8 protein-coding genes are annotated in these 9816 nt (G+C 62.5%); 4 read left to right on the top strand and 4 right to left on the bottom strand.

Annotation, left to right across the window (positions count from 1 at the left end; all coding sequences use genetic code 11):
- Positions 1–20 precede the first annotated feature (20 nt).
- The 4 genes from Q6A48_RS22090 to Q6A48_RS22105 form a co-directional block, all read right to left on the bottom strand.
- Complete coding sequence (locus Q6A48_RS22090) at positions 21–1268, bottom strand: hypothetical protein (protein WP_304556349.1); 1248 nt, start codon at positions 1266–1268, stop codon at positions 21–23.
- A 46-nt stretch (positions 1269–1314) separates the two neighbouring features.
- Positions 1315–2562 (bottom strand): hypothetical protein, encoded by a 1248-nt coding sequence (locus Q6A48_RS22095; RefSeq protein ID WP_304556350.1) that lies wholly within the window; start codon positions 2560–2562, stop codon positions 1315–1317.
- 72 nt (positions 2563–2634) lie between these two features.
- Positions 2635–5163, bottom strand: a complete 2529-nt coding sequence (locus tag Q6A48_RS22100; protein WP_304556351.1) for a TcfC E-set like domain-containing protein — start codon at positions 5161–5163, stop codon at positions 2635–2637.
- A gap of 127 nt (positions 5164–5290) precedes the next feature.
- Positions 5291–5776 (bottom strand): CS1 type fimbrial major subunit, encoded by a 486-nt coding sequence (locus Q6A48_RS22105; protein WP_304556352.1) that lies wholly within the window; start codon positions 5774–5776, stop codon positions 5291–5293.
- 420 nt (positions 5777–6196) lie between these two features.
- Between Q6A48_RS22105 and Q6A48_RS22110 the strand changes: the two genes are divergently transcribed.
- The 4 genes from Q6A48_RS22110 to purT all read left to right on the top strand — a co-directional run bounded on the left by Q6A48_RS22110 (position 6197) and on the right by purT (position 9582).
- On the top strand, positions 6197–6778 hold the full coding sequence (locus tag Q6A48_RS22110; RefSeq protein ID WP_304556353.1) for a PadR family transcriptional regulator: 582 nt from the start codon (positions 6197–6199) through the stop codon (positions 6776–6778).
- Entirely contained in the window at positions 6771–7550 is a 780-nt protein-coding gene (locus Q6A48_RS22115; RefSeq protein WP_304556354.1) for a siderophore-interacting protein, read from the top strand. The genes Q6A48_RS22110 and Q6A48_RS22115 overlap by 8 nt, the downstream gene beginning before the upstream one ends.
- Before the next feature lie 280 nt (positions 7551–7830).
- Positions 7831–8298: a VUT family protein gene (locus tag Q6A48_RS22120; RefSeq protein ID WP_304556355.1), complete on the top strand. Its 468-nt coding sequence runs from the start codon at positions 7831–7833 to the stop codon at positions 8296–8298.
- A 102-nt stretch (positions 8299–8400) separates the two neighbouring features.
- On the top strand, positions 8401–9582 hold the full coding sequence (gene purT / locus Q6A48_RS22125; protein WP_304556356.1) for a formate-dependent phosphoribosylglycinamide formyltransferase: 1182 nt from the start codon (positions 8401–8403) through the stop codon (positions 9580–9582).
- Positions 9583–9816 lie beyond the last annotated feature (234 nt).

A 9816-nucleotide genomic window follows, 5' to 3' on the forward strand; every position in this document is an offset into this window, starting at 1 on the left:
AATGGTGGCGCGGCGGCCGCTCAAAGGTCCGAATCCCAGATCACCGTGACGCTGCCGCTGTAGGCCGTAGCGCCGCTGTCGAGCATCTGCTCGACATTGGCCCGGGCCACTTCGAAATGCAGGGTCCCCGGCCTGCGGTTGACGTACACGCCTGGCTGGAACAACTCGGTACCGCTGCCGTCGCGCAGCAGTCGACGGCGGTTGACCGGTTGGCCGGACGCGTCGGTCAGACCGTCCGGCAGGCTCACGCTGACATCCACCGGTACGGCATGGCCGGTGGCGGTTTCGGCGATCGCGCAGGTGTTGCCGCTGTTGTACTGGCATTCGAGCGCCATCTTGAAACGCGAAGACGCCGAGATATGGAAGCGTTGGTCGCGGAACAACCGCGTCGGCTTGCGGCCGCTGTTGAGCCAGGACTGCCAGCCTTCCTGGGGCACCAGTTCGACGCGGTTGCCGCCGGGGGGGACTTCAACCTTGAGGGTGTGTTCGACGTCGAGGTTGAAGTTGAGGGTGATGGCCGAGTCGTTGGGGATCATGAGGTCCCCCAGGTCCACGTCCTGGCCCGGGCCCACGCTGTATGTCAGAGAACCTGTATATCGGCCGCTCGACATTTTCAAAGGGTTGGGGGTGCGCAGTTCGTAGGCAAAGTCCAGGTAGGTGTAACTCATGCTTGGAACCAGGTAATTGGCTCTTTTGGCGCAGGCGCTTTCTACCGGCGTCTTCCAGAAAAACATGTACCAGTTACTGCTATAAGCCCCAACGCCACTGTATTGGCATGGCGAGGGGGCATTCACCCAACTGGAGCCGTTCCATAACGCCTTGTGGGCGGCCAGGACATCCATGCCGCCACCGACCAGGTCGACGACACTGCCAGGGAACTGGTATCGCGAACCGATACCGGACCAGCGCACTTCAACGGTTTCAGTTTCGCCTGTCGTGGCATGAGTCACCTGCGCGGTACGCCAATTGGCGGGGACTTTAAACATCGCGCCCTGCCGGGCGTCTCCATGGCCCGCCTGGATAGGGCCGGTCGCATTGGCGGTCAGGGGCATCCGAATGCTGAACATCTTGGCTGTGCCGCATTGCGCCGGGTATTGCGCGCAATAGCCACTGACCGGTGTGGTGTTGAGAAACGTATTCTCCTGGGGCTTGGAGGCATCGGGCCTGAACAGCGCGCTGATCTCCTGGTTCAAGGCATTGGCCGCCGGCACGCAAGCCAGGGCCAACAACGAAACCAGGGTGCGCGCCAACATGGGTAAACGTTTCATTTCTCTCTCACATCAAATCGGCTCGGAACAGGCCGAGCCAGCCTGTCTAAACTTCCGAATCCCAAATCACCGTGACGCTGCCGCTGTAGGCCTTGGCGCCGCTGTCGAGCATTTGCTCGACGCTGGCGCGCGCCACTTCGAAGTGCAGGGTTCCCGACCTGCGATCAACGTAGAAGCCTGGTTGGAACAGCTCGGTGCCGCTGCCATCGAGCAGCAGCGGGCGACGGTTGATCGGCTGGCCGCCGGCATCCGTCAGGCCCTCGGGCAGGGTCACGCCGATGTCCACCGGCACGGCATGGCCGGTGGCGGTTTCGCTGACGGCGCAGGTATTGCCGCTGACGTATTGGCATTCGAGCCTCATCTTGAAGCGCGAAGACGCCGAGATATGGAACCTTTGGTCACGGAACAACCGCGTCGGTTTGCGCCCGTTGTTGAGCCAGGACTGCCAGCCTTCCTGAGGCACCAGCTCCACGCGGTTCCCGCCGGGGGGTACTTCGACCTTGAGGGTGTGCTCGACCGTCAACTTGAAGTTGAGGGTGATCACCGACTCATTCGGCACCATGACATCGCCCAAGTCGAAGTCCTGCCCTGGGCCGACACCATAGGTCAACGAACCGGTGTACAGGCCGCTCGACATTCTCAAAGGGTTAGGGGTGCGTAGCTCATAAGCGAAGTCCAGGTGTCGATAAGACATGCTGGGGATGAGGTAGCTGGACCTTTTGGCGCATACACCCTCGGTCGGCGTCTTCCAGAAAAAGTTGAAGGTCAGGTTGCTATAGCTCGCCAAACCGGTGGTTCGACAGGGCGCGGGGGCATAAAGAAAGCTGGAACCGCCCCATAACATGCCATGTGCAGCCTCGGCCCCCACACCGCCACCGACCAGGTCCACGACGCCCCCAGGAATTTGGTAGCGCGTACCGATACCGGCAATGCGCACCTGGACGATTTCAGTTTCACCCGTACCGGCATGAACTACCTGCGCCAGACGCCATTGAGTAGGCACGTCGAACATCGCACCTTGCCGGGCACTCCCATGATTCGCCTGGATCGGACTGATAGACTCGGAGACGATGGGCAGTTGAATGCTGAAGATTTTTTCCCTGTTGCAGACCGCCGGAAACAGTTGGCAATACCCCGTGACGTACGTGGTATTGAGAAAAGTATTCTCATCGGGCTTCGACGGGTCGGGCCTGAATATGGCGGTGACATCCTGGCTCACAGCGTTGGCCGGCGGCGTACAGGCCAACGCCATCACCGAAACCACAACGCCCATCGCTCCTGATACCTGCTTCATTCCTTACCTCCGGCAGCCTGCGAAATCACTGCATTGAAAGAGCCGGGGAAGCCTTTCCCCGGCACACGAGCCTCACGAACGCCGTTTCACCGCGTCGACCTGGGCCGCATCGGCCAGGGTGTCCGGCGTGCAGCGCAAATCACCGATCATCAGCACATCGCCTTCGTCGACGGCGTTCTGCGGGTCGAGGCGGAAGCGGCAGAACAGCTCGTTGCCGTAGCGCACTTCCAGGGTCGGGGAGGCGGCGTTCATTTCCATGGAAAAGAACCCGTCCACCTCGCTGATGCCGCGGCTGGCGTGGTTGATCACGTGGTGGCCGCGCAGTGGTTCGCCCTCCCCGTCCAGCAGGCGGCCGAGTACGGTCACGGTTTTCATCACGCTGACCTTGCGGTATTCCACGCCGCCCTTGTTCAAGTGGTAGCGGGCGCGAGCCGGTTCGATGTTCGCCGCCGGTGGGTGCACGCCTTCGAAGTCGAAGGTCACCATGCTGTTGCGGTAGGCGGTGATCGGTACGAAGTTGCGGCCGGGATGCAGGGTGGTGCTGCCGCCGGTCAGGTCATCGGCGCGCAGGACGATATCGTCCAGGTCGCTGTCGACATCGACGATCATTCCCGCGCCGCGCCCCTGGGGCAGGCCGGTGAACACGGCTTTCTGGCCGCCCACGGCCACCGTGCTGCTCAGGTTCAGGCCGCCGGTGAGGTTGTCGTTATAGGACGAACGCTGGATGAAACCGTCGCCGTACAGCGAATCGGTCATGAAACTGCCGATGCCGGACAGGCCCACGCCATACGTGTCGACCAGCGCCGTGGCGGAGACGCTTTGCAGCACGTGGTCTTGCAAGTCGCGGCGATAGGTCAGCGAGGCGTTGTTGTCCCGGGCGCCGTCCCGCGAGGTGCGGGTGCCGAGGCTGCCCGACCAGTATTCGCCCGGGCCGCCCAAGGCAACGCTGAGGCTCAGGTCGAGGCCGCGATTGCGCCGGTCGCCGGTGCTGGAGGTGCCGGGCCGGTCGAATACCGACAACCGCCAGTTGGCGTCGCTGCCACGCAGCGTGGCGCGCTGGCTCCAGCCCAGGTCCAGGCCGGCGCCCTGGATGTTGCCCTCACTGTAGGACAGGCGTCCGTTGACGGAAGCCTTGTTGCTCAAGCGATGGTTGACCGACAGCGACGAGTTGCTGGTATGGCCGACGAAAACGTTGCGTTGGCGAATGCGCGTGCCGTCGGGCAGGGTCTCGTAGGTGTTGCGGGTGTCCAGCCAACTGCGGTTGTGGCTGGCGACCACGCTGCCACGGCCGTAGCTGTACAAGCCTTGCAAGTCCATGCCGTTGCCGTACTGTTCGGTGTGGTAGACGTTGGCGTACAGGCTGGTGTTGCTGGCCAGGGTCCAGTCGATCGAGGTACCGACCTGCAGCTTGTCCTGCACCTGGCGGGTGGATCCGCCCAGGATCACCCGCGGATGCAGCAGGTAGTTGACGCCGATCCCCGCCGTGGTGAATCCCGAGGGCTGGTCTTCCCAGTTGCTCCACAAGCGGGTCTCGCGCCCGGCGAACAGGTTGTAGCGCCAGCGCTCCTCGGTACTGTTCCAGTTGTTGGGCTTGTAGACCAGTTCCTGGCTGGTGGCGGTGGTCTGCCCGTCTTCGATCAGGCGTACTTCCACTTCGTAGATGCCGCCGGGCAGGGGCCGGGTGTCCAGGCTCTGCAAGCCGGCGGCGACCGCCTGGGTATTGATCAACAGGCCATTGCGATAGATCTCCACCGACGCCTGGCGGCTGGCGGTGACATAGATGGGATAGACGCTGGGCTTGGGATTGTCGATCGCCAGGCTGTCGGAACTGCCGTACATCACCCCCAGGGCGGTGTCCGGGTTGGCGCCGAACGCACGGATCTGCCGGTTCAGGCCATCGGAGCTGGGCGTGAAGTACCCCAGGCGAAAGAAATTGCCCTCCAGTTCCCGTTGGGTGTAGAGCTCATGGACGGCGTGATAGAGCTTGTCGTCCGGCCCGCCCAGGCGCGACAGCTGGAGGTCCAGCGACTGGCTCCAGTTGCCGACGCTGGAACTGGCGTTGAGGCCATAGCGCCCGCCGGTGTCCTGTTCCTGGCCACCGTTGAGGTTCAGTTGGTTGTTGAAGATCAGGCCGAGGCTGCCGCCTTCCGGCTGGTCGTGGTAGCGCTTGGTTTCAGTGCCGCGCTCCACGTCCCTGGTCAGGATCGAGACCAATGAGTTTTCCAGGCTGTAGTGCACCGCCAGCAACCCGGCGGGGCAGCGAGCTTCGCAGGCACCCAGCGCCTGTCCTTGCTTGAGCAGTTGTTCCCACTGCTGGCGGTCGATGGCTTTCATCGTGCTGTCGTGGGTATCGGTCAACTCCAACAGGGTAATACGATCGTCCCGGGTCAAGACCACCATGCCTTCCCCCAGGTATTGTTGATTGAGCTCAATACGAACCGCGAGAGGCACGTCGAAGAAATGCGCCTCGAACTCCGCCGGCAGGCCCTTGGCCTGGGACAACAGGCTGGTCGGTGTGGTACCGGGGGCCGTCGGCGCGGCCAATGCACTGGCGCACAGCAATAGCGCGAGCGCACCCGCGATGGGTGTCATCGAAAACATCAACGGATTCTCATATTCAGCGAACTGTCAGGGCGTTCCCAGTGCGGGCCGACCGGTCGGGGAGTACCCGTCGGCCCGCGTGGATGCCCATTCGAGAGAGGTGAGACTCGACGGGCATCCAATAGCCTTATGGGCGTGGAACGGCGTCGAAGATCACGGTCAGGTCGGCGGTGTACAGGCCGTTCTGGGTAGCGAGGGGCTTGGCCGGGACAATGGTCATGTCAGCCTGGGTACCCGGGGTCGACGTTGCGTCGTCCACCACTTCCTGAGGGGTTGCGGTCAGGGTGACGCCGTTGAAGGCAGTCGTCAGGGCGATGGCATCGGAACCGTTGTACAGCGAAGCCGGGCCACCTTCGATGTAGGCGTTGACCGAACCTTCGGTGTTCTTCACGTCGAAGGTCTGGCGCAGCGAAGTCAGGGTGCCGCTGACGGTGTTGTAGGACATGATTTCATCCTTACCGAAGTTCGGGTCACGTGGCTGCACGTGGAACTGTTGGGTCGGGATGTTCGCGGTGATGTGGATGGACGAGCGTGCATCATCGGCAGCCATTGCCAGTGGGGAGCTCAGGGCAGCGGCGGTCAGGGACGCAGCGGTAAGGATTTTCATCAGCATGGGTTAACACCTGTTCATAGCAATAAAGAGAGAAGGGTTGAAGTGGCAGGCCAAATACAACTTGGCGTGCCCCCTCAACGCCGCTGCATGATCGTCGCTCTTTAATTAAAAATAAGCAGGAAAGTTCGCCAGGGCTTGTAGTAAAGCGCGCACACGAAAGAGCGAAAAAGACGCGCTTTTCAATAAATCGTAACTTTTAATGTAAGAGACTTCCCACAATCCCTTGAGTTACTGGGGAAAAACCCCACAACCATTTTTGATTCGTCTCGCAAACTTAGGGGATTCAGGTAAGGTCGTATTTCACTTGATGTAGGACGCAACTAAGATATATCGGCCGACACAAGATATATCTATAGGCGAAGATATATCTAGCATCAAAGATATATCTCGGTTCTATTTATGCGAACAGAGAGCAGACAGATGACAGTTCCTTACTTCCCTTTCACTCGCGAACAAGGTCAGCGCGATGGCTTCGAATCGCGCCCGCCCGGCCGTGAACGCGGCGGACGCGGGCCACGGGTGTTCGCCGCCGGCGAGCTGAAATTGCTGTTGCTGGCCTTGATCGCCGAAAAGCCTTGCCATGGCTACGAGCTGATCCGCCAGATCGAGGCGATGTTCGACGGGGCCTACACCCCCAGCCCGGGCGTGATCTACCCGACCCTGACCCAGCTGGAAATGGGTAAGATGGTCATCCGCGATGCCGAAGGTGGAAAAAAACGTTACAGCGCCAGCGACGCCGGACGTCTATACCTTCGAGACCAGGCCGAAGCGCTGGAGAGCATGCGAGTACGCATCGAGGCCAGCAAGCGCGTCCTGCGCGAGCAAGGGCGGCCGGCTGAAATCCACGAGGCGGTGGTCAACCTGCGTCGCGCGCTGCAAATGCACCAGGCACGCTGGAACCCGGAAGAAATCCTGCGCATACGCGACCTGCTCAACGAGACTGCCAACGCCATCATCGACGGCCCCGCCCGTCCACCTGTTTCGGAGTCAAGCAATGACTGAAGTCGATCCAAACACCATTCATCGCGTCAATCACGAGATCAAGCGTCGTCGCCTGCAAGTGCTGCGGGTGGTGGACCTGACCCCGCGGATGCGCCGCATCACCGTCGGCGGGCCGGAACTGGCGGGGTTCGTCAGCCTCGGCACGGACGACCATGTGAAATTGCTGTTCCCGCAGAACGCCGAGGAACAAGCCGCCCTGGAAAACTTCAGCCCCGGCGCGGACAAGGGCCCGATGCCCGAGATGCGTGACTACACCCCGCGCCGCTATGACCTGGACACCCTGGAGCTGGACATCGATTTCGTCCTTCACGGCGACGGCCCGGCCTCGACCTGGGCGGCCCAGGCCGCGCCAGGGCAATACCTCGACATCGCCGGGCCGCGGGGCTCGATGATCGTCCCGGACATCTTCGACAGCTACCTGCTGGTGGGCGACGAAACCGCCCTGCCCGCCATCGCCCGCCGCCTCGAAGGCCTGGCGCCGAACCGCCGGGCCCTGGTGGTGGTGGAGGTGGAAAACGGCGCCGAACAGCAAGTGCTCCAGAGCCCGGCGCAGGTGCACGTGATCTGGGTACTGCGCGAAGGCCGCCACGACAGCCTGCTGACCACCGTAAGGCAACTGCAAGTGCCCGGTGGCAAGCTGTACGCGTGGGTCGCCACCGAGGCCAAGGTGGCGCGGCAGATTCGCAAGGTGCTGCTGGAGGAGAAGGGGTTGGACCAGGACTTCGTCAAGGCGGTGGGGTATTGGAAGGTGGATGCCGGCGAGGAAGAGTGAAGCGAAACCGATACAACACAACCTGTGCCGACGGACTATCCGCGGCGACGGCCTATCCGTCGCGACGGACTATCCGTGACGAGGGGATTTGTAGCGAGGGGATTTATCTGTGGCGAGGGGATTCATCCCCGTCGGGCTGCACAGCAGCCCCCCAAACTCCCCCCAGCCCCCTTACATATTTGGAATGCGACTGCTGCGCAGCCGAACGGGGATAAATCCCCTCGCCACAGGGTAAGCGGTGTTCTTTAATATTCGCCAACTCCACCAGGTACCCCACCCCATGCTTTACCTGCTCGCCTACATCAGCAGCGTCGTGCTGATCAACTACGCGTTCTCCGCCGCGCCGCACCTGGACATCATCTGGTCGGCCTGGGGTGGGCTGGTGTTCATCCTGCGGGACATGGTGCAGACCCGCTTCGGCCACGGCGCCCTCGTGGCGATGCTGGCGGCGCTGGTGCTGTCCTATGTCACTTCGGACCCGACCATCGCCCTGGCCAGCGCCACGGCGTTCGCGGTGTCCGAGTGCATCGACTGGCTGGTATTCACCCTCACCAAACGCCCGCTTCATGACCGGTTGTGGATCAGTTCGGCCCTGAGCATTCCCCTGGACACGTTCATCTTCTTCGGCCTGATCGATGCCCTGACGCCCGCCGTGGTGACCACCGCCCTGCTCTCGAAATTCGCCGGGGTCACGGCGGTCTGGCTGATCATGGCCTGGCGCCTGCGCAAACAGGCCGTCGCCGGCTGAAGCCAAATGCCCCGGTTCATGTAAAATGCCGCGCTTTCTCCCCATGGGAAGCTCGCCCGGCGCGCAACCCGCGATGATCCGCTCCTGTTTGAGGACTTTCAGATGACCCGTATCGGAACTCCATTGTCGCCCACCGCGACCCGCGTTTTGTTGTGTGGCAGCGGTGAGCTGGGCAAGGAAGTGGTAATCGAGCTGCAGCGCCTGGGCGTCGAGGTGATTGCCGTGGATCGCTACGCCAACGCGCCGGCCATGCAAGTGGCCCACCGCAGCCACGTGATCAACATGCTCGACGGCGCTGCCCTGCGGGCGGTGATCGAAGCCGAGAAGCCGCACTACATCGTGCCGGAAATCGAAGCCATCGCCACCGCCACCCTGGTGGAACTGGAAGCCGAAGGCTTCACCGTGATCCCCACCGCCCGCGCCGCGCAACTGACCATGAACCGCGAAGGCATCCGCCGCCTGGCTGCCGAGGAGCTGGGCCTGCCGACCTCGCCCTACTTCTTCGCCGACACCGTGGAAGACTACCGCAAGGCCGTCGAGACCCTGGGTTTCCCTTGCGTGGTCAAGCCGGTGATGAGTTCCTCGGGCAAGGGCCAGAGCCTGCTGCGCGGCAACGATGACGTGCAGAAGGCCTGGGATTACGCCCAGGAAGGCGGCCGCGCCGGCAAGGGCCGGGTGATCATCGAAGGCTTCATCGACTTCGACTACGAAATCACCTTGCTGACCGTGCGCCACGCCGGCGGCACCACCTTCTGCGCGCCGGTCGGCCATCGCCAGGAGAAAGGCGACTACCAGGAATCCTGGCAGCCGCAAGCCATGAGCCCCGCGGCCCTGGCCGAATCCGAGCGCGTTGCCAAGGCGGTGACCGAGGCCCTGGGTGGCCGCGGGATGTTCGGCGTCGAGCTGTTCATCAAGGGTGACCAGGTGTGGTTCAGCGAAGTGTCGCCACGGCCGCACGACACGGGCCTGGTGACGCTGATTTCCCAGGACCTGTCGCAGTTCGCCCTGCACGCCCGGGCCATCCTCGGCCTGCCGATCCCGCTGATCCGCCAGTTCGGCCCGTCGGCGTCGGCGGTGATCCTGGTGGAAGGCCAGTCGACCCAGACCGCTTTCGCCAACCTGGGCGCCGCGCTGAGCGAACCGGACACCGCCCTGCGCCTGTTCGGCAAGCCGGAAGTCAACGGCCAGCGCCGCCTGGGCGTGGCCCTGGCCCGCGACGAATCCATCGAAGCCGCCCGCGCCAAGGCGACCCGGGCTTCGCAGGCGGTGAAGATCGAACTGTAAGGCTGAACACTAGCCCTTGTGGCGAGGGGATTTATCCCCGCTGGGCTGAGTAGCAGCCCCCAAACAGTCAACTCAATCTATCTGGTCCACCGAGTTGTCTGGTTTTAGGGCTGCTTCACGCCCTGAGCTCTTCCGTCAACATACCTTTGTTGCTTGCGATGCCCTCGTCAAAGGCGAGTCGTGGCAGGTCAAGGCTTGTAGATAGACGCTTTCGTCGTATGGAGTTCTAGTCTT

It is taken from the genome of Pseudomonas citrullilanati (assembly GCF_030580855.1).
GTDB classification, from domain to species: Bacteria; Pseudomonadota; Gammaproteobacteria; order Pseudomonadales; family Pseudomonadaceae; genus Aquipseudomonas; species Aquipseudomonas citrulli.